The organism is Pricia mediterranea, assembly GCF_032248455.1.
In the GTDB taxonomy this organism is placed as follows: Bacteria; Bacteroidota; Bacteroidia; order Flavobacteriales; family Flavobacteriaceae; genus Pricia; species Pricia mediterranea.
Genome location: NZ_JAVTTP010000001.1, coordinates 929,498 through 952,840, shown reverse-complemented (window position 1 = coordinate 952,840; position 23,343 = coordinate 929,498). Strand labels below are relative to the sequence as shown.

Here is a 23,343-nt window from a genome sequence, read left to right as displayed (position 1 = left end):
ACCTCGCTCGAGACAAGCTCAGTCGAGACCTAGCAGCTAAGAAGAACAACATTAATTAGTAGCATATTACAATTATGGCTAGAATAAAAGATAATAATCCAGTAAAAAGGTTTGACAAGATTTCCATCGGATTGGCATCGCCGGAAGCTATTTTGGCAGAGTCAAGGGGGGAAGTCCTCAAACCTGAAACGATAAACTACCGTACGCACAAACCAGAGCGTGACGGTTTGTTCTGCGAGCGTATCTTCGGTCCCGTAAAAGACTATGAATGCGCCTGTGGAAAATATAAGCGTATTCGATATCGGGGAATCGTCTGTGACCGCTGTGGGGTAGAGGTGACCGAGAAGAAGGTACGCCGCGACCGGGTCGGGCACATCAATCTTGTAGTACCGGTGGCCCATATCTGGTACTTCCGTTCCTTGCCGAACAAAATCGGGTATTTATTGGGGCTCCCGTCCAAGAAATTGGATATGATTATCTACTACGAACGGTACGTAGTGATCCAGGCTGGTATTGCCAAAGGTCCGGAAGGCGAAGATCTCAATAAACTCGATTTCTTGACCGAAGAGGAATACTTGACCATTATGGAGTCCATTCCGCCAGAAAATCAATATTTGGAGGAGTCCGACCCCAATAAGTTTATCGCAAAAATGGGTGCTGAGTGCCTTATCGATCTTTTAGGGCGTATTGACTTAAAAGAGCTATCCTACGAATTGCGGCACAAGGCCAATACCGAGACCTCAAAGCAGCGTAAGACTGAGGCTCTAAAGCGTTTACAAGTGGTCGAAGCGCTCCGCGAATCTCAGGACAACCGGGAGAACAATCCGGAGTGGATGATCATGAAGGTGATTCCTGTCATCCCGCCAGAGCTGCGTCCTTTAGTACCTTTGGATGGGGGTCGGTTTGCGACTTCCGACCTAAACGACCTCTACCGTAGGGTTATCATTCGGAACAACCGACTGAAAAGATTGGTCGAGATCAAGGCACCTGAGGTCATCCTTCGAAACGAAAAAAGGATGCTTCAAGAGGCCGTGGACTCCCTTTTCGACAATACTAGAAAGGCATCCGCAGTTAAAACGGAATCCAATCGTCCCCTGAAATCCCTTTCCGATTCTTTGAAAGGTAAGCAAGGGCGTTTCCGTCAGAACCTTCTAGGTAAACGTGTCGATTATTCAGCGCGTTCGGTAATCGTCGTAGGCCCTGAAATGAAGCTGTTCGAATGTGGACTTCCCAAAGATATGGCGGCGGAGCTTTATAAGCCGTTTGTCATTCGGAAGCTGATCGAACGCGGCATTGTCAAAACGGTGAAATCCGCTAAGAAAATTATTGATAAAAAGGAGCCGGTGGTGTGGGACATCCTTGAAAACGTATTGAAAGGGCATCCGGTGCTCTTGAACCGTGCCCCGACCTTGCACCGTCTCGGTATCCAGGCTTTCCAACCCAAGCTTATCGAGGGTAAGGCCATTCGGTTGCATCCCTTGGTCTGTACCGCGTTCAACGCGGATTTCGATGGCGACCAGATGGCAGTACACTTGCCGTTGGGTCCCGAAGCAATCCTAGAGGCGCAGCTGTTGATGTTGGCGTCTCACAATATATTGAACCCTGCCAACGGTTCCCCGATTACAGTACCCTCTCAAGACATGGTTTTGGGGCTCTACTATATGACCAAGGAGCGAAAATCAACACCTGAAGTGCCCGTCAAAGGCGAGGGAACGACATTTTATTCCTATGAAGAAGTTGAAATCGCCCTTAATGAGGGGATGGTCAATCTGAACGCGGGAATCAAGGTGCGCGCCCCGGATTTCAACGAGGAAGGCGAATTGGTCGACCAGATTATCCCTACTACGGTCGGACGCGTGCTCTTCAATATGGAAGTGCCCGAGCAGGCCGGTTACATCAATGAGGTGCTAAATAAGAAATCGTTGCGTGACATTATCGGTAGAATTCTGAGTGTGACCGACGTACCGACCACGGCAGATTTCTTGGACCAGATTAAGACCATGGGCTATGATTTCGCCTTTAGAGGTGGTTTGTCGTTCAGCCTAGGTGATATTATCATCCCCAAAGAGAAGACCGAGATGATCGCCGATGCCAACGGGCAGGTCGATGGTATTATGGCCAACTACAATATGGGACTGATTACCAACAACGAACGCTATAACCAGGTTATCGATGTATGGACTTCAACGAACGCGCAATTGACCGAAATGGCTATGAAACGTATTCGCGAAGACCAGCAAGGGTTTAACTCGGTGTATATGATGTTGGATTCCGGAGCGAGAGGTTCGAAAGAGCAGATACGTCAGTTGACCGGTATGCGGGGACTGATGGCAAAACCCAAAAAATCGACCGCGGGCGGGGGAGAGATTATTGAAAACCCCATTCTTTCCAACTTTAAGGAAGGCCTATCGATTTTGGAATACTTTATTTCTACCCACGGTGCCCGTAAGGGTCTTGCGGATACCGCTTTGAAAACGGCCGATGCAGGATATCTTACTCGTCGATTGGTCGATGTTTCGCAAGACGTCATCGTCAATATGGAAGATTGTGAGACCTTGAGAGGCGTGGAAGTGCAGGCCTTGAAAAAGAACGAGGAGACCGTTGAATCTTTGGCCGATCGAATATTAGGCAGGGTATCGTTGCACGACGTGTACGATCCTTTGACCCAAGAGCTTTTGTTGAGCGCCGGTCAGGAGATTATGGAGTCCGATATGAAACGCATAGAGGATTCTCCCGTCGAAAAGGTAGAGGTGCGATCCGCATTGACTTGCGAGGCGCCCAAGGGAATCTGTGCCAAGTGTTATGGAAGAAATCTTTCGACCAATAAGATGGTACAACGTGGCGAGGCCGTAGGGGTTGTCGCTGCTCAATCCATCGGCGAGCCTGGAACACAGTTGACCTTGCGTACCTTCCACGTTGGTGGTATTGCAGGAAATATTTCCGAAGACAACAAATTGGTGGCTAAATTCGATGGCATCGCCGAAATAGAGGATTTGCGAACTGTCGAAGGAGAAGACGCGGATGGGAGCAAAGTGGAAATCGTTATCTCAAGAACTTCGGAAATCAAGATTGTAGATAAGAAAACCGGAATTACCTTAAGCACCAACAATATTCCCTATGGATCGCAAATTTTTGTGAAGAGCGGAGCCAAGGTTAAAGATGGTGATCTCATTTGTCAATGGGATCCTTATAATGGTGTCATTGTATCGGAATTTCCTGGTAAGATCGCTTATGAGAATATTGAGCAGGGAGTTACCTATCAGGTAGAAATCGATGAGCAGACCGGTTTCCAGGAAAAAGTGATTTCCGAAACCCGTAACAAAAAGCTGATTCCTACACTATTGATCAAAAATAGTAAGGACGAAACTTTACGGTCTTATAACCTGCCCGTAGGTTCACATATCATGGTCGATGACGGTGATAAGATTAAAGAAGGCAAAATTCTTGTCAAAATTCCACGTAAGTCGGCGAAGGCAGGAGATATCACAGGAGGTCTTCCAAGGGTTACCGAGCTGTTCGAGGCCCGTAACCCATCGAACCCCGCCGTTGTATCGGAAATTGACGGGGTAGTTTCTTTCGGTAAGATCAAAAGAGGTAACCGCGAGATCATCATCGAATCCAAACTGGGCGAGGTCAAGAAATACTTGGTCAAGCTATCCAATCAGATTCTTGTACAGGAAAACGATTATGTACGAGCGGGAATGCCACTTTCGGATGGTTCCATAACCCCCGAAGATATCTTGGCGATTAAAGGTCCATCTGCCGTTCAGCAGTACTTGGTGAACGAAGTTCAGGAGGTATATCGTTTACAGGGCGTGAAAATCAACGACAAGCATTTTGAAGTGGTCGTGCGTCAGATGATGCGTAAGGTTCGTATCCAAGATCCGGGCGATACTATCTTCTTGGAGAACCAGTTGGTACACAAAGATGATTTCATCACGGAAAACGATGAGATATACGGTAAAAAGGTCGTTGTCGATAAAGGAGAGTCGGAGAACCTAAAAGAAGGACAGATAATCACCGCCAGGGAACTCAGAGACGAGAACTCCATTTTAAAACGTGCCGATAAGAACCCTGTGACCGCCAATGACGCCATTGCAGCAACGGCAACCCCGATCTTGCAGGGTATTACCCGAGCATCGTTGCAGACGAAGTCGTTTATTTCAGCTGCGTCGTTCCAAGAGACTACCAAAGTATTGAACGAAGCTGCGGTAAGCGGTAAGGTAGATACGTTGGAAGGTTTGAAGGAGAACGTTATCGTCGGACACAAGATACCTGCCGGTACCGGTATGCGCGACTATGAGAACATCATCGTTGGCTCGAAAGAAGAATACGATGAAATCATGGCCCGAAAGGAAGCTATGAAGTTCTAATTGCGAGACTGCCTGCCAATGGCAGGAGTGGCGAAGCAATCTGTTCAAGTTTTTTAAAGGGATGCATCCTATCTGGTATCTTTTTGGAAAGTTGAATCAGATTGCTCCGCTTTGCTCGCAATTTTACCTTGATTCAACACTTTAGTATGGCAGAAAAGGAAGAAAAACAAAAACAGATCAACATCGAACTGGATGAAAAGACGGCGGAGGGAATCTATTCCAATCTGGCGATTATCAACCATTCCGTATCCGAATTTGTGGTCGACTTCATTAGTATGATGCCCGGAGCGCCCAAAGCCAAGGTAAAAAGCCGAATCGTGCTGACACCACAACACGCCAAGAAATTTTTGAAAGCGTTGAACGATAACGTCAATCGCTTCGAAAAGGCACATGGTCCGATCAAGGATTACGAGCAGCCCTCTATTCCGATTAATTTTGGCCCCACGGGTGAAGCCTAAAACCTACTTTAAATTATCTCTTTAAACTGAAAGCCCCTTGAAATTAGTCAAGGGGCTTCCTGTTTTTTAATAGGGAGGTCGGGAGTGGACAGTGGCATTGGCCATTAAAGTTTCGTACTTAGATCAATCCTGATTTTAAGCTTCGTACGTCGGACGGGTACTAGTAGGCGACTGATTCAGATTCCTTCAATCGAATTCCGAAACAAAATGTAGTTTAACACTTGGATATTTTTGCTGTACCATCTGAAGTGAAAATTGCGAATCGGCCAAAAAGACCAATTGCCCGCGCTTATCTTTGGCTAAAAATTTCTGTTTTACCCGTTTAAATTCCATAAATTCCTCATTCTTGGGGTCTTCAGGGTCCACCCAGCAAGCCTTGTGTACCGGGAAATTTTCATAGGTACATTTTGCCCCGTATTCATGTTCTAGACGGTATTGTATCACCTCGAACTGCAATGCACCGACGGTGCCGATCACTTTCCTTCCGTTTATTTCCAGGGTGAACAGTTGCGCGACCCCTTCGTCCATCAACTGGTCGATGCCCTTGTAAAGTTGTTTGGATTTCATGGGATCGGCATTGTTAATGTACCGGAAATGCTCGGGGGAAAAACTGGGGATGCCTTTATAGTGTAATGTTTCGCCTTCGGTCAGCGTATCGCCAATCTTAAAGTTGCCGGTATCGTGCAGTCCAACAATATCACCCGGATACGACGTATCTACAATTTCCTTTTTCTCGGCAAAAAAGGCATTGGGACTCGAAAATTTCAATTTTTTGTCCTGTCTAACGTGCAAATACGGCTTGTTGCGTTCAAATGTACCCGATACCACTTTTACAAAGGCCAAACGGTCACGATGCCTAGGGTCCATGTTGGCATGAATCTTAAAGACGAAGCCGGTCATTTCCTCTTCATTGGCCTCGACTTGTCTTTCTTCCGCATTTTTTGCCCGCGGCGACGGAGCAATCTCTATAAAACAGTCCAATAGCTCGCGCACCCCAAAATTGTTCAGGGCCGAGCCGAAGAATACCGGCTGTTGTTTTCCTTGAAGGTACAGGTCTTTATCAAAATCCGGATAAACGCCTATGGCGAGCTCTAAGTCGTCTCGAAGAGTTCCGGCCGCTTTGCTTCCGATGATGGTATCCAGTTCCGGGTTGTTGATATCGTCAATAGCGATGGTTTCTTCAATGTTTTTCTTACTACTGCCGCTAAAGAGGTTAATGTTCCGCTCATAGATATTGTAGATGCCCTTAAAATCATAGCCCATCCCAATAGGAAAGCTCAATGGCGTTACCGAAAGTCCGAGTTTCTGTTCCAATTCGTCCAAAAGGTCAAAGGCATCCTTTCCCTCCCGATCCAGTTTATTGATAAACACAATCATCGGAATGTTTCGCATTCGGCATACCTCGACCAGTTTTTCGGTCTGTGCCTCGACGCCTTTTGCCACGTCGATAACGACAATCACACTGTCAACGGCGGTAAGGGTACGAAAGGTATCCTCGGCAAAATCTTTGTGCCCTGGGGTGTCAAGAATATTTATTTTTTTATCCTTGTAATAAAAGGCCAAGACCGAAGTGGCGACCGAGATACCGCGTTGACGTTCTATTTCCATAAAGTCGCTCGTGGCCGATTTTTTGATTTTATTGCTCTTCACGGCACCGGCCTCTTGAATGGCGCCGCCAAACAAAAGCAGTTTTTCGGTCAGGGTCGTCTTTCCGGCATCCGGGTGCGAAATAATTCCAAAAGTACGGCGTTTCTGTATCTGCTTTTCAAATGGATTCATGCTGAAAATTTGTGCAAAAATACGGTAAATATAGGGTTTTCCCTCAGCCTAACCCAGATGGATAAAAGAAGGGTGGCCTTCGGTTCCGACACCGGATAATTTTATCTTGATGTCTCCCTTTATGGACATCGATAACGCTTGAGTGTCCTACGTTTCAGTGTTTTGACCACGTTTTATTGGGCTTTCACAACATTAATTTTGTGCCTGCCGACCAAGCGGTAGATTTGTACTATGGATTCGTAATGGTGGCTGTATAAGTTCGCGCCCGACAAATTCTCAAAGCGATACCATGATAAAATTTATTCTAATCCACTCCTTCTGAATGGGAAACAGCTACATACATAAAGCCTACCTATTCGCTCTCTTACTAATCGTTACCCAGGTACTTGCGGCACAGGTCACGATTACATCACAAGTATCAAGGAACAGTGACGATGCCGAAGAGCGGATATCCAATGCTAACGTAAGCTTGAACAGTACAGATTTGGAACTGGGGAGCGATAACGGTAGCGATCAAATTGTGGCTTTCCGTTTTCAGAATATCAACATTCCCCAAGGTACGACCATTTTAAATGCCCACATTCAGTTTACCGTCGATGAGACCGATAATGGCGCAACTTCGGTAACAATTATTGGCCAAGATGCCGACAACGCGGCAACCTTTACCACTACTAATGGTGATTTGAGCGGTCGGCCGCAAACGGCCGCTGCGGTAGCCTGGAACGGTATTCCCGCATGGAATGCCGTGGGTCAGGCGGGCACCGACCAACAAACTCCCGATCTCACAGGCATTGTACAGGAAATAGTCAACAGGGGAGGTTGGAGCAGTGGTAATGCCATGGTATTCGGAATGTACGGAACCGGCGAAAGAACGGCGGAATCCTATAACGGCGATGCCTCGCGAGCCCCGATATTGTCTATTACCGCGGATTTGGCTCCCGACAACGATACGGACGGCATCCCAGATGTTGCCGATCTGGACGATGACAATGACGGGGTGCTCGACGCCCATGAAGAAAATTGCGGTCCCGATGTATCCGGTTACGATGCGTACTGGAACCTGGAAAATTCCACTGACGATAGCTCAGGAAACAGCCATAACCTGCAGAACGGCAGCATAACGTATTCCACAGATAGCCGTAAGGGCCTGCGTTCGGCATCTTTTAACGGAAGTTCGGATTATCTGCGGTACAGTGACGGGACTTTTTTGAACCAACAGATTGCCAATTTCAGTTATTCTTTCTGGATAAAACCGACCAACCTATCCGGCATCCAGCCACTTTTGGAGGAAGGAGGCTCGGGCAACGGCGTCGCCATCCGCTTAAATGGCAACATCCTTGAAAATGCTGTCCGCGAAGGTGGTTCTGGCAGTCAGATCAGTACTTCGAGCTTCACATTTCCCAATGATAATCGATGGCACCATATCGGTTTGACATATGCCAACGGCAACGTGGTCATGTATCTCGACGGCGTGGCCAGCAACGTTTTGAACACGGGGTTTGGATCATTGGCCGGCCACGGCAGTGCACAGTCTTTTGGAAGAACGGACGGTGGCGATGCGTTTGGCTCGGGTGGCGGAAATCATTACGGGGGCCTGATGGACGAAATCATACATTACCCAATAGCTCTTACCGCCGCCCAGATGCAGGAATTGTACTATGGCACCTGTGACACCGATAATGACGGTGTTATCAATCGTTTGGATGCGGATAGCGATAACGACGGCTGTAGCGATGCCGATGAGGCCTATAGCGACACAAACGCCGATTCTGACAATAACGGAAATTACGGAAGCGGAACACCCGGAGTGGATAGCGAGGGCAGGGTGGCCGCAGCCTCCTACACCGTACCTGTTGATACCGATACCGATGGCATCCCTGATTTTTTGGAGGCTGGCGGTAGCGTAACCATTACTGCCCAGCCTCAGGACCAGACCGTCAACATGGGTGATACTGTCAGTTTTTCGATATCCGCGACGGGAAGCAGCCATATCTATCAATGGTATATCAGCACCGATGGGGGCAGCAGCTTCACGCCATTGTCCGGAGAAGTTTTAAGCACGTTGACGATAAACAATGTATCCGGTGCCCAAGATGAAAATCGGTATCGTGCCACGATTCGGAACGCGAACAATGTATGTAGTATCCGAACCTCGACATCCGCTGTTTTAAGAATTGCCGACATGCCACCGGTGGTCGATGCCGAGGGTAATCAAGACTATTGTCCGGGTTCCTCCATCCCCATTGCGGAAAGCATTGCCATTACCGATCCCGATGATACGACAACGACCGCGGTCTATATTCAGATTTCTTCAGGATATATCAACGGCGAAGATCTGTTGACCATGACGGGATCGCATCCTAATGTAACCGCTTCTTGGGATCCCGTTCAAGGGGAGCTCACATTAACCGGACCGGCCACCTATTCCGAATTCGAGGCGGCCATCCGAGCGATAGAATATTCCAGCAGTGCCGCCGCCCCTACAGGATGGAGACAATTTTCGATTACCGTCGGCGAGGCCAATTATCTGCCCGCGACGGGACACTATTATCTTTATGTGGATGATTTGGGAATTACATGGACAGATGCCCGAGACGCGGCCGCCGCTAGCACTTATTTCGGTCTCCAGGGATATCTGGCTACGCTGACCTCGCAAGAAGAAGCCGATTTTTCCGGCACCCAAGCCTCCGGCACCGGATGGATCGGGGGTAGCGATGCGGCGACCGAAGGAGTTTGGCGATGGGTCACCGGTCCCGAAACGGGACTCAATTTCTGGAACGGTACGGCCGGGGGCAGCACGCCGAATTACGCCTTTTGGAACAGCGGGGAACCCAATCAATCCGGGAATGAAGATTATGCCCATATCACCCATCCCAACGTGAATTCCAACGGTTCTTGGAACGATTTGAGCAATACAGGTGCATCCTCGGGAAATTATCAGCCCCAAGGCTACGTGATAGAATACGGGGGCATGCCGGGCGACCCCACACTTTCGATTACCGACGTAACCAGTATAACTATGGTAGAACCGGCAACGATAACCACATCGCCTGTTCACCAAACTGTTGGCGATGGTGATAACGTTACTTTCTCGGTGGCCGCTACCGGATCGAACTTGGACTATCAATGGCAAGAGAGCACGGACGGTGGCGCGTCGTTCAACGATATTCCAGGAGCGACCAATACCAGCTATGCCTTCAATGCCAGTTTTGTCGATGATGGAAACCAATATCGCGTGGTGGTCAGCGACGGAAACAATTCGTGCGGTCAGGCCGTTTCATCGCCGGCGACTTTGCGGGTGGACTACGATTTTGACGGCGATGGGGTGCTGGACAGTTTTGATCTCGATGATGACAACGATGGGATTTTGGATTCTCTCGAATGTCCGGCTTCGGTGCTTTGGATCACTGACGGGACCGCTTCGCCCCCAGAACAAAACACGATAAATAAACTGATTGCCTTGGGCTATGTCGTAACGGTAGTCGATGACGGGGTTGGGGGTGACGCCGATACTTATGACGTCACCTTTATCTTTGAAGATGTGAACAGTACTACGGCCGCGGCCAACTTGACGAACATGACGACCACTACGAATGGAATAATCACGAGCGAATCCGCCTTGCACGACGAAATTTTAGGCGGTGTCTCCGGTGTAAACATCAACGGCACGTCCATCACCATAACGAACAATACCCATCCTATAACCGCTGGATTAGCCCTTGGAAACCTGAGTATCGGCCAGGCCCAACACCCTGCGGGCAATTTGACATCCGGTACAGTGTTGGCGGATCATGTTAGCGGCAATATCGGTATTGCGGTTTGGGAAACCGGACAGACCATGGAAACCGGAACCGCTCCTGGCCGGCGTGCGATCGTTCCCTTTTCGAACGACAATGCCCCTTTCAATGCCACGGCTGAAGATATTCTGGTCAAGGCCATAGCGTGGGCGGCCGGCACCCCGATCTGTGACTCCGATAGCGATGGTATCGACAATCGTTTGGATTTTGACAGTGATAACGACGGCTGTAACGATGCCGACGAGGCCTACACGGATCCGAATGCCGATATCGATAACAACGGTATGTACGGTTCGGGCAGTCCGTCGGTCAACTCCGATGGTACGGTCATCGAGGCTTCCTATCAGGCCCCTGCCGACGGAAACGCCAACGGCACCTACGATTTTCTCCAAAGCGACCCGGTTCCCGCCATATCAGTCCAGCCTGCCGACACCACAATCTGTCCCGGTTGCACGGAAAGCATTTCGGTGACCTCCACCGGTGCCGATACCTACCAGTGGCAGCGATTTAACGGTTCAAATTGGATCAATCTAACGGATTCGGGTATCCATTCGGGCGCGGCGACCGCAACGCTCACCATAACGAACCCGGCCTCCTCTGAAAACGGCAACCAATACCGGGTCCTTGTTTCCAGTTCCTCCTACATATGTTCCGTTGAAACCTCCAATACTGCAACCTTGACCGTTCGGGTCAATACGGTCATCACTAACCGGCGGATTACCCATCGAGTCAACCGGAATTGAGATTCGAGCCATTCTTGGGTCGCGCATAATACTTATCCGATTTTTCGTACAGGTTGTCCTTCGAACGTATTGATTACAGGGCGTTTATCGACCAGTTGAGAACTCTAAGACTTCAGTTTTTATACTATTTACCCTGCTTTTTATCGGTTACACAACATTTATTTCAGATGTGCTTACAGTCCCCTTAATTTTATCGTGGACAAGTGTACTGTAATCCCAAAATCCGGTAACACACCAACCAAAGCATGAATGACTTAACCGAACGCAACCGAGGTTTTCATCGAGAAGACCAACGTATTTTGGATGTATTAACATCCTCTTCATCTGGGCTGCCATCGATTGCATACAGCCTTGCTTTCCTACAACGAATTCATTTTGGATAACTCTATAAGACGAGACTGTCGCTATAGACGTGTATCCGGAGCCATGTAATGGAAACAACACCAAGAAACCGAACCATACGATTTTAAGAAAAGTAAAGGTCATGAAGAAACTAGTTTTTCTATTCATTTTTCTACTCACCGCGATGGCAATGGCCCAGACCACTGTTACTTTAGAAGACCAGTGTAATTGCGAGGTGTTAAGTGGTACTGCGGTAACGGCAGCAGGAATGACCACTCCCACTGGGGCAGATCTCGGTGATATCTACGTCAATACCAATACCGGAACCATCTATTTTTGGGATGGCGGGGCATGGGGGTTGACTTCGACGGACAGTCAGCAGTTGCAAGCGTTTAGCTTTGACGCGGCAACCAATATGTTGACGCTTCAAATTGAAAACGGGGGCAGTATTACGGTCGACCTATCCGCTCTGAGCAATTCCGGAAGTGATGACCAGCTTTTAAGCTTGACCTCAGGCAACATTCTGAACCTCGAAGATGGTGGTACAGTGGACCTGACTCCCTATCTTGACAACTCCGACGACCAGAACCTGACTTTGGCGGGGAACACCCTGACCCTGGAGGACGGCGGCACGGTGGACCTCGGCCCGTACCTTGACAACACCGACGACCAGACGGTCACCGCCTTCAGCATCGACAACGCGACCAACGTACTGACCATTACCTTGGAGAACGGAAACACGCAAACGGTAGACCTGTCCGCTCTGGACAACGCCGGCACCGACGACCAGAACCTTACATTATCGGGTAACATTTTGACATTGGAGGACGGCGGCACGGTGGACCTTGGCCCGTACCTGGACAATACCGATGATCAGGCAATAACGGATTTCAGCCTTGACGGCGCGACGAACGTCCTGACCCTGACCTTGGAGGACGGCGGTACCCGGACGGTGGACCTTTCCGGCTTCGTCTCGAGCGACGACCAGAACCTGACATTGGCGGGGAACACCCTGACCCTGGAGGACGGCGGCACGGTGGACCTCGGCCCGTACCTTGACAACACCGACGACCAGACGGTCACCGCCTTCAGTATCGACAACGCGACCAACGTACTGACCATTACCTTGGAGAACGGCAATACGCAAACGGTCGATCTTTCCGGCCTGGACAATGCAGGAAGCGACGACCAGAACGTCAGCGGTTCCGGCCTCTCGGGCACCGATTTGACCATCGGTATCGAGAACGGAACCAACGAGACCGTGGACCTATCGAGCTTGGTGGGAACCGACGACCAGAACATCGAGAACCTCGGCCTTGCAGGCAACATCCTTACCGTCGGTATAGAGGACGGTTCGGCCCAAACGGTAGACCTGTCGGCTCTGGACAATTCCGGCACCGACGACCAGAACCTGACATTATCGGGTAACATTTTGACATTGGAGGACGGCGGCACGGTGGACCTCGGCCCGTACCTGGACGACACCGACGACCAGGCAATAACGGATTTCAGCCTTGACGGCGCGACGAACGTCCTGACCCTGACCTTGGAGGACGGCGGTACGCAAACAGCGGACCTTTCCGGTTTCGTCTCGAGCGACGACCAGGACATCAGCGGTTCGGGTCTTACCGGGAACATCCTTACCATCGGCATCGAGAACGGAACCAACGAAACAGTTGACCTGTCCCCATTGGACAACAGCGGTACCGACGACCAGAACCTGACATTGGCGGGGAACACCCTGACCCTGGAGGACGGCGGCACGGTGGACCTCGGCCCGTACCTTGACAACACCGACGACCAGACGGTCACGGCCTTCAGCATCGACAACGCGACCAACGTACTGACCATTACCTTGGAGAACGGTAACACGCAAACGGTAGACCTGTCCGCTCTGGACAATTCCGGCACCGACGACCAGAACCTGACTTTGGCGGGGAACACCCTGACCTTGGAGGACGGCGGCACGGTGGACCTTGGCCCGTACCTTGACAACACCGACGACCAGACGGTCACCGCCTTCAGCATCGACAACGCGACCAACGTACTGACCATTACCTTGGAGAACGGCAATACGCAAACGGTAGACCTGTCCGGCCTGGACAACGCCGGCACCGACGACCAGAACATCGAGAACCTCGGCCTTGCAGGCAACATCCTTACCATCGGTATAGAGGACGGTTCGGCCCAAACGGTAGACCTGTCGACTCTGGACAACGCCGGCACCGACGACCAGAACCTTACATTATCGGGTAACATTTTGACATTGGAGGACGGCGGCACGGTGGACCTCGGCCCGTACCTTGACAACACCGACGACCAGACGGTCACGGCCTTCAGCATCGACAACGCGACCAACGTACTGACCATTACCTTGGAGAACGGTAACACGCAAACGGTAGACCTGTCCGCTCTGGACAATTCCGGCACCGACGACCAGAACCTGACTTTGGCGGGGAACACCCTGACCTTGGAGGACGGCGGCACGGTGGACCTTGGCCCGTACCTTGACAACACCGACGACCAGACGGTCACCGCCTTCAGCATCGACAACGCGACCAACGTACTGACCATTACCTTGGAGAACGGCAATACGCAAACGGTAGACCTGTCCGGCCTGGACAACGCCGGCACCGACGACCAGAACATCGAGAACCTCGGCCTTGCAGGCAACATCCTTACCGTCGGTATAGAGGACGGTTCGGCCCAAACGGTAGACCTGTCGACTCTGGACAACGCCGGCACCGACGACCAGAACCTTACATTATCGGGTAACATTTTGACATTGGAGGACGGCGGCACGGTGGACCTCGGCCCCTACCTGGACGACACCGATGACCAGGCAATAACGGATTTCAGCCTTGACGGCGCGACGAACGTCCTGACCCTGACCTTGGAGGACGGCGGTACCCGGACCGTGGACCTTTCCGGCTTCGTCTCGAGCGACGACCAGAACCTGACTTTGGCGGGGAACACCCTGACCCTGGAGGACGGCGGCACGGTGGACCTCGGCCCGTACCTGGACAATACCGACGACCAGGCAATAACGGATTTCAGCCTTGACGGCGCGACGAACGTCCTGACCCTGACCTTGGAGGACGGCGGTACGCAAACAGCGGACCTTACTGGCTTCGTCTCGAGCGACGACCAGAACCTGACTTTGGCGGGGAATACCCTGACCCTGGAGGACGGCGGCACGGTGGACCTCGGCCCGTACCTGGACGACACGGACGACCAGACGGTCACGGCCTTCAGCATCGACAACGCGACCAACGTACTGGCCATTACCTTGGAGAACGGCAATACGCAAACAGTAGACCTGTCCGCTCTGGACAATTCCGGCACCGATGATCAGAACCTGACTTTGGCGGGGAACACCCTGACCCTGGAGGACGGCGGCACGGTGGACCTCGGCCCGTACCTTGACAACACCGACGACCAGACGGTCACCGCCTTCAGTATCGACAACGCGACCAACGTACTGACCATTACCTTGGAGAACGGCAATACGCAAACGGTAGACCTGTCCGGCCTGGACAATTCCGGTACCGACGACCAAGATTTGGGCATCGGAACCGGCGGCACTTCCAACGAGAGCGTTGAGGTTACGATTACCGACGGTTCGAGCGCGACGGTGGACATCCGGGACTCGGATTCCGACCCCACCAACGAGCTTACCCGACGGGGCAGCGGCGGTCCCACGGGCACCGTGCCCGAGGGCACGACCTACGTCGACACTGCGAGCGGCCAGCTGTACGTATATGATTCCGGCTCGTGGTCGCCGGTCGGGGGCAGCGCGACCTCGGGCGATGCGAGCGACGCCAACGAACTGATTACCTCTTTCGGGGTCAATGGCACGGACCTGCGTATCGTCGAGGCGGGCAACACCTTCGACGTTCCCTTGAACATTTTGGGTACCGATGATCAAGGCCTGATCCTTTCTGGAACCGATCTCGCCATCGAGGACGGGAACACCGTTGACCTTTCCGGTTTCGTCTCGAGCGACGACCAGAACATCGAGAACCTCGGCCTTGCAGGCAACATCCTTACCGTCGGTATAGAGGACGGTTCGGCCCAAACGGTAGACCTGTCCGCTCTGGACAACGCCGGCACCGACGACCAGAACATCGAGAACCTCGGCCTTGCAGGCAACATCCTTACCGTCGGTATAGAGGACGGTTCGGCCCAAACGGTAGACCTGTCGGCTCTGGACAACGCCGGCACCGACGACCAGAACCTGACATTATCGGGTAACATTTTGACATTGGAAGATGGCGGCACGGTGGACCTCGGCCCGTACCTGGACGACACCGACGACCAGGCAATAACGGATTTCAGCCTTGACGGCGCGACGAACGTCCTGACCCTGACCTTGGAGGACGGCGGTACCCGGACGGTGGACCTTTCCGGTTTCGTCTCGAGCGACGACCAGGACATCAGCGGTTCGGGTCTTACCGGGAACATCCTTACCATCGGCATCGAGAACGGAACCAACGAAACAGTTGACCTGTCCCCATTGGACAACAGCGGCACCGATGATCAGAACCTGACATTGGCGGGGAACACCCTGACCCTGGAGGACGGCGGCACGGTGGACCTCGGCCCGTACCTGGACAATACCGACGACCAGGCAATAACGGATTTCAGCCTTGACGGCGCGACGAACGTCCTGACCCTGACCTTGGAGGACGGCGGTACGCAAACAGCGGACCTTTCCGGTTTCGTCTCGAGCGACGACCAGGACATCAGCGGTTCGGGTCTTACCGGGAACATCCTTACCATCGGCATCGAGAACGGAACCAACGAAACAGTTGACCTGTCCCCATTGGACAACAGCGGTACCGATGACCAGAACCTGACATTGGCGGGGAACACCCTGACCCTGGAGGACGGCGGCACGGTGGACCTTGGCCCGTACCTGGACAATACCGACGACCAGAACATCAGCGGTTCCGGCCTCTCGGGCACCGATTTGACCATCGGTATCGAGAACGGAACCAACGAGACCGTGGACCTATCGAGCTTGGTGGGAACCGACGACCAGAACATCGAGAACCTCGGCCTTGCAGGCAACATCCTTACCGTCGGTATAGAGAACGGTTCGGCCCAAACGGTAGACCTGTCGGCTCTGGACAACGCCGGAAGCGACGACCAGAACATCAGCGGTTCCGGCCTCTCGGGCACCGATTTGACCATCGGTATCGAGAACGGAACCAACGAGACCGTGGACCTATCGAGCTTGGTGGGAACCGACGACCAGAACATCGAGAACCTCGGCCTTGCAGGCAACATCCTTACCGTCGGTATAGAGAACGGTTCGGCCCAAACGGTAGACCTGTCCGCTCTGGACAACGCCGGCACCGATGATCAAAACCTGACTTTGGCGGGGAACACCCTGACCCTGGAGGACGGCGGCACGGTGGACCTCGGCCCGTACCTTGACAACACCGACGACCAGACGGTCACGGCCTTCAGTATCGACAACGTGACCAATGTACTGACCATTACCTTGGAAAACGGAAACACACAAACGGTAGACCTGTCGGCTCTGGACAACGCCGGAAGCGACGACCAGAACATCAGCGGTTCCGGCCTCTCGGGCACCGATTTGACCATCGGTATCGAGAACGGAACCAACGAGACCGTGGACCTATCGAGCTTGGTGGGAACCGACGACCAGAACATCGAGAACCTCGGCCTTGCAGGCAACATCCTTACCGTCGGTATAGAGAACGGTTCGGCCCAAACGGTAGACCTGTCCGCTCTGGACAACGCCGGCACCGACGACCAGAACCTGACTTTGGCGGGGAACACCCTGACCCTGGAGGACGGCGGCACGGTGGACCTCGGCCCGTACCTTGACAACACCGACGACCAGACGGTCACGGCCTTCAGTATCGACAACGTGACCAATGTACTGACCATTACCTTGGAAAACGGAAACACACAAACGGTAGACCTGTCGGCTCTGGACAACGCCGGAAGCGACGACCAGAACATCAGCGGTTCCGGCCTCTCGGGCACCGATTTGACCATCGGTATCGAGAACGGAACGAACCAGACCGTGGACCTATCGAGCTTGGTGGGCACCGACGACCAGAACCTGACATTATCGGGTAACATTTTGACATTGGAAGATGGCGGCACGGTGGACCTCGGCCCGTACCTTGACAACACCGACGACCAAGATCTGGGCATCGGAACCGGCGGCACTTCCAACGAGAGCGTTGAGGTAACGATTACCGACGGTTCGAGCGCGACGGTGGACATCCGGGACTCGGATTCCGACCCCACCAACGAGCTTACCCGACGGGGCAGCGGCGGTCCCACGGGCACCGCGCCCGAGGGCACGACCTACGTCGACACTGCGAGCGGCCAGCTGTACGTATATGATTCCGGCTCGTGGTCGCCGGTCGGGGGCAGCGCGACCCCGGGCGATGCGAGCGACGCCAACGAACTGATTACCTCTTTCGGGGTCAATGGCACGGACCTGCGTATCGTCGAGGCGGGCAACACCTTCGACGTTCCCTTGAACATTTTGGGTACCGATGATCAAGGCCTGATCCTTTCGGGAACCGATCTCGCCATCGAGGACGGGAACACCGTTGACCTTTCCGGTTTCGTCTCGAGCGACGACCAGAACATCGAGAACCTCGGCCTTGCCGGTAACATCCTTACGGTAGGCATCGAGGACGGTGCCGCCCAGACAGTGGATCTTTCCGCCCTTAACAATTCCGGCACCGACGACCAGAACTTGACTTTGGCGGGGAACACCCTGACCCTGGAGGACGGCGGCACGGTGGACCTCGGCCCGTACCTTGACAACACCGACGACCAGACGGTCACCGCCTTCAGTATCGACAACGCGACCAACGTACTGACCATTACCTTGGAGAACGGCAATACGCAAACGGTCGATCTTTCCGGCCTGGACAATGCAGGAAGCGACGACCAGAACGTCAGCGGTTCCGGCCTCTCGGGCACCGATTTGACCATCGGCATCGAGAACGGAACCAACGAGACCGTGGACCTATCGAGCTTGGTGGGCACCGATGACCAGAACCTGACCGGTGCGACATTGAACGGTAGCAACATTCTGCAGATCGATATCGAGGACGGAACATCTACGACGGTAGACCTGTCCGCTCTGGACAATGCCGGCACCGACGACCAGAACCTGACTTTGGCGGGGAACACCCTGACCCTGGAGGACGGCGGCACGGTGGACCTTGGCCCGTACCTTGACAACACCGACGACCAGACGGTCACCGCCTTCAGCATCGACAACGCGACCAACGTACTGACCATTACCTTGGAGAACGGCAATACGCAAACGGTAGACCTGTCCGGCCTGGACAACGCCGGCACCGACGACCAGAACATCGAGAACCTCGGCCTTGCAGGCAACATCCTTACCGTCGGTATAGAGGACGGTTCGGCCCAAACGGTAGACCTGTCGACTCTGGACAACGCCGGCACCGACGACCAGAACCTTACATTATCGGGTAACATTTTGACATTGGAGGACGGCGGCACGGTGGACCTCGGCCCGTACCTGGACGACACCGATGACCAGGCAATAACGGATTTCAGCCTTGACGGCGCGACGAACGTCCTGACCCTGACCTTGGAGGACGGCGGTACCCGGACCGTGGACCTTTCCGGCTTCGTCTCGAGCGACGACCAGAACCTGACTTTGGCGGGGAACACCCTGACCCTGGAGGACGGCGGCACGGTGGACCTCGGCCCGTACCTTGACAACACGGACGACCAACAGCTTAGTCTGGCTACCGATACCTTGACCCTCGAAGATGGAGGTAATGTAGATTTAAGCGGTTACCTTGACAACACCGACGACCAGAACATCGAGAACCTCGGCCTTGCCGGTAACATCCTTACGGTAGGCATCGAGGACGGTGCCGCCCAGACAGTGGATCTTTCCGCTCTGGACAATTCCGGCACCGACGACCAGAACCTGACATTATCGGGTAACATTTTGACATTGGAGGACGGCGGCACGGTGGACCTCGGCCCGTACCTGGACGACACCGACGACCAGGCAATAACGGATTTCAGCCTTGACGGCGCGACGAACGTCCTGACCCTGACCTTGGAGGACGGCGGTACGCAAACAGCGGACCTTACCGGCTTCGTCTCGAGCGACGACCAGAACCTGACTTTGGCGGGGAACACCCTGACCCTGGAGGACGGCGGCACGGTGGACCTCGGCCCGTACCTTGACAACACCGACGACCAGAACATCAGCGGTTCCGGCCTCTCGGGCACCGATTTGACCATCGGTATCGAGAACGGAACCAACGAGACCGTGGACCTATCGAGCTTGGTGGGAACCGACGACCAGAACATCGAGAACCTCGGCCTTGCAGGCAACATCCTTACCGTCGGTATAGAGGACGGTTCGGCCCAAACGGTAGACCTGTCGGCTCTGGACAACGCCGGCACCGACGACCAGAACCTTACATTATCGGGTAACATTTTGACATTGGAGGACGGCGGCACGGTGGACCTCGGCCCGTACCTGGACGACACCGACGACCAGGCAATAACGGATTTCAGCCTTGACGGCGCGACGAACGTCCTGACCCTGACCTTGGAGGACGGCGGTACCCGGACGGCGGACCTTTCCGGCTTCGTCTCGAGCGACGACCAGGACATCAGCGGTTCGGGTCTTACCGGGAACATCCTTACCATCGGCATCGAGAACGGAACCAACGAAACAGTTGACCTGTCCCCATTGGACAACAGCGGTACCGACGACCAGAACCTGACATTGGCGGGGAACACCCTGACCCTGGAGGACGGCGGCACGGTGGACCTCGGCCCGTACCTTGACAACACCGACGACCAGAACATCAGCGGTTCCGGCCTCTCGGGCACCGATTTGACCATCGGTATCGAGAACGGAACCAACGAGACCGTGGACCTATCGAGCTTGGTGGGAACCGACGACCAGAACATCGAGAACCTCGGCCTTGCAGGCAACATCCTTACCGTCGGTATAGAGGACGGTTCGGCCCAAACGGTAGACCTGTCGGCTCTGGACAACGCCGGCACCGACGACCAGAACCTGACATTGGCGGGGAACACCCTGACCCTGGAGGACGGCGGCACGGTCGACCTCGGCCCGTACCTTGACAACACCGACGACCAGACAGTCACGGCCTTCAGTATCGACAACGTGACCAATGTACTGACCATTACCTTGGAAAACGGAAACACACAAACGGTAGACCTGTCGGCTCTGGACAACGCCGGAAGCGACGACCAGAACATCAGCGGTTCCGGCCTCTCGGGCACCGATTTGACCATCGGTATCGAGAACGGAACGAACCAGACCGTGGACCTATCGAGCTTGGTGGGCACCGACGACCAGAACCTTACATTATCAGGTAACATTTTGACATTGGAAGATGGCGGCACGGTGGACCTCGGCCCGTACCTTGACAACACCGACGACCAGACGGTCACCGCCTTCAGTATCGACAATGCGACCAATGTACTGACCATTACCTTGGAGAACGGAAACACACAAACGGTAGACCTGTCGAGCCTTGACGATGCCGGTACGGACGACCAACAGCTTAGTCTGGCTACCAATACCTTGACCCTCGAAGATGGAGGTAATGTAGATTTAAGCGGTTACCTTGACAACACCGACGACCAGAACATCGAGAACCTCGGCCTTGCTGGTAACATCCTTACGGTAGGCATCGAGAACGGAACCAACGAGACCGTGGACCTATCGAGCTTGGTGGGCACCGATGACCAGAACCTGACCGGTGCGACATTGAACGGTAGCAACATTCTGCAGATCGATATCGAGGACGGAACATCTACGACGGTAGATCTGTCCGCTCTGGACAATGCCGGCACCGACGACCAGAACCTGACATTATCGGGTAACATTTTGACATTGGAAGACGGCGGCACGGTGGACCTCGGCCCGTACCTTGACAACACCGACGACCAGAACATCAGCGGTTCCGGCCTCTCGGGCACCGATTTGACCATCGGTATCGAGAACGGAACGAACCAGACCGTGGACCTATCGAGCTTGGTGGGCACCGACGACCAGAACCTTACATTATCGGGTAACATTTTGACATTGGAAGATGGCGGCACGGTGGACCTCGGCCCGTACCTTGACAACACCGACGACCAGACGGTCACGGCCTTCAGTATCGACAACGCGACCAACGTACTGGCCATTACCTTGGAGAACGGAAACACACAAACGGTAGACCTGTCGAGCCTTGACGATGCCGGTACGGACGACCAACAGCTTAGTCTGGCTACCAATACCTTGACCCTCGAAGATGGAGGTAATGTAGATTTAAGCGGTTACCTTGACAACACGGACGACCAGAACATCGAGAACCTCGGCCTTGCAGGCAACATCCTTACCGTCGGTATAGAGGACGGTTCGGCCCAAACGGTAGACCTGTCGGCTCTGGACAACGCCGGCACCGACGACCAGAACCTTACATTATCGGGTAACATTTTGACATTGGAGGACGGCGGCACGGTGGACCTCGGCCCGTACCTGGACGACACCGACGACCAGGCAATAACGGATTTCAGCCTTGACGGCGCGACGAACGTCCTGACCCTGACCTTGGAGGACGGCGGTACGCAAACAGCGGACCTTTCCGGTTTCGTCTCGAGCGACGACCAGGACATCAGCGGTTCGGGTCTTACCGGGAACATCCTTACCATCGGCATCGAGAACGGAACCAACGAAACAGTTGACCTGTCCCCATTGGACAACAGCGGTACCGATGACCAAAACCTGACCGGTGCGACATTGAACGGTAGCAACATTCTGCAGATCGATATCGAGGACGGAACATCTACGACGGTAGACCTGTCGGCTCTGGACAATGCCGGTACGGACGACCAGAACCTGACATTGGCGGGGAACACCCTGACTCTGGAGGACGGCGGCGACGTAGACCTTTCCGGTTACCTTGACAACACGGACGACCAGAACATCGAAAACCTCGGGCTCGCAGGCAACGTCCTTACCGTGGGCATCAAAAATGGAACGGCCCAGACGGTGGACCTGTCGGCCCTAAACGATAGCGGCACCGATGACCAACAGCTGAGCCTGGTGACCAATACCTTGGCCCTCGAAGACGGCGGCAACGTTGATTTGAGCGGTTACCTCGATAACACCGACGACCAGGACATCGAGAACCTGAACCTTTCAGGGAACACCCTGACCGTGGGCATCGAGAACGGAACCGCCCAAACGGTGGATCTGTCGGCCCTGGACGATAACGGCACGGACGACCAGAATCTGACCAGCGCCATACTGAACGGCAGCAATGTTCTTCAAATAGATATCGAAAACGGCAACTCGACGACAGTAGACCTCTCCAGCTTGGATGATAACGGCACCGACGACCAAACAGCCTCCGAAGTAAATTCCGATACCCCAACAGACTTAGATGGAGACGGAGCGAACGAAGCGACGGTCGAAGATGTAATCCAGGCCATTGCCCCGATCACTTCAAAGGCGGCGCGGATTTTCTATCCACCTTCTATTGCGGTGGACGCGTCCTCATCTGGAACAGGCCGTACCTTGAACCTATACACCGAGTACACAAACCAATATGCCACGCCGGCGGTCGCCAGTACGGGAGCACCAGCCGCAATTCCGACGTATGCCGCAGGGGATCTCTACTATTATGTAACCTATTACGACACAGGTGTTTTTGCGAATATTAGCGTAGATGCGAACGGGGTTATGACCTACGATGTTACCAACCCGCCTGCCGACTACAACTCCCTCATCAATGTAGTTTTCGTAGTCAAGTAAACTAAAAGC

General features: G+C 53.5%; 5 protein-coding genes. 4 read left to right on the top strand and 1 reads right to left on the bottom strand.

The features are described 5' to 3' along the window. Positions 1-74 precede the first annotated feature (74 nt). Complete coding sequence (rpoC, locus tag RQM65_RS03930; protein WP_314012900.1) at positions 75-4,373, top strand: DNA-directed RNA polymerase subunit beta'; 4,299 nt, start codon at positions 75-77, stop codon at positions 4,371-4,373. 146 nt (positions 4,374-4,519) lie between these two features. Next, complete coding sequence (locus tag RQM65_RS03925; protein ID WP_314012899.1) at positions 4,520-4,831, top strand: DUF3467 domain-containing protein; 312 nt, start codon at positions 4,520-4,522, stop codon at positions 4,829-4,831. 186 nt (positions 4,832-5,017) lie between these two features. On the opposite strand, the gene RQM65_RS03920 is transcribed toward RQM65_RS03925, so the two are convergent. Continuing rightward, a complete protein-coding gene (locus RQM65_RS03920; RefSeq protein ID WP_314012898.1) occupies positions 5,018-6,610 on the bottom strand; it encodes a peptide chain release factor 3 in 1,593 nt (530 codons plus the stop codon). Positions 6,611-6,932: 322 nt separating this feature from the next. Here RQM65_RS03920 and RQM65_RS03915 point away from each other — a divergent pair, with 322 nt between their 5' ends. Next, on the top strand, positions 6,933-11,150 hold the full coding sequence (locus tag RQM65_RS03915; protein ID WP_314012896.1) for a DUF8696 domain-containing protein: 4,218 nt from the start codon (positions 6,933-6,935) through the stop codon (positions 11,148-11,150). Between the two features lie 484 nt (positions 11,151-11,634). Then, positions 11,635-23,334 carry a beta strand repeat-containing protein gene (locus tag RQM65_RS03910; protein WP_314012895.1) on the top strand — a complete coding sequence of 3,900 codons (11,700 nt, stop codon included), beginning with the start codon at positions 11,635-11,637 and terminating at the stop codon, positions 23,332-23,334. Positions 23,335-23,343: the final 9 nt, after the last annotated feature.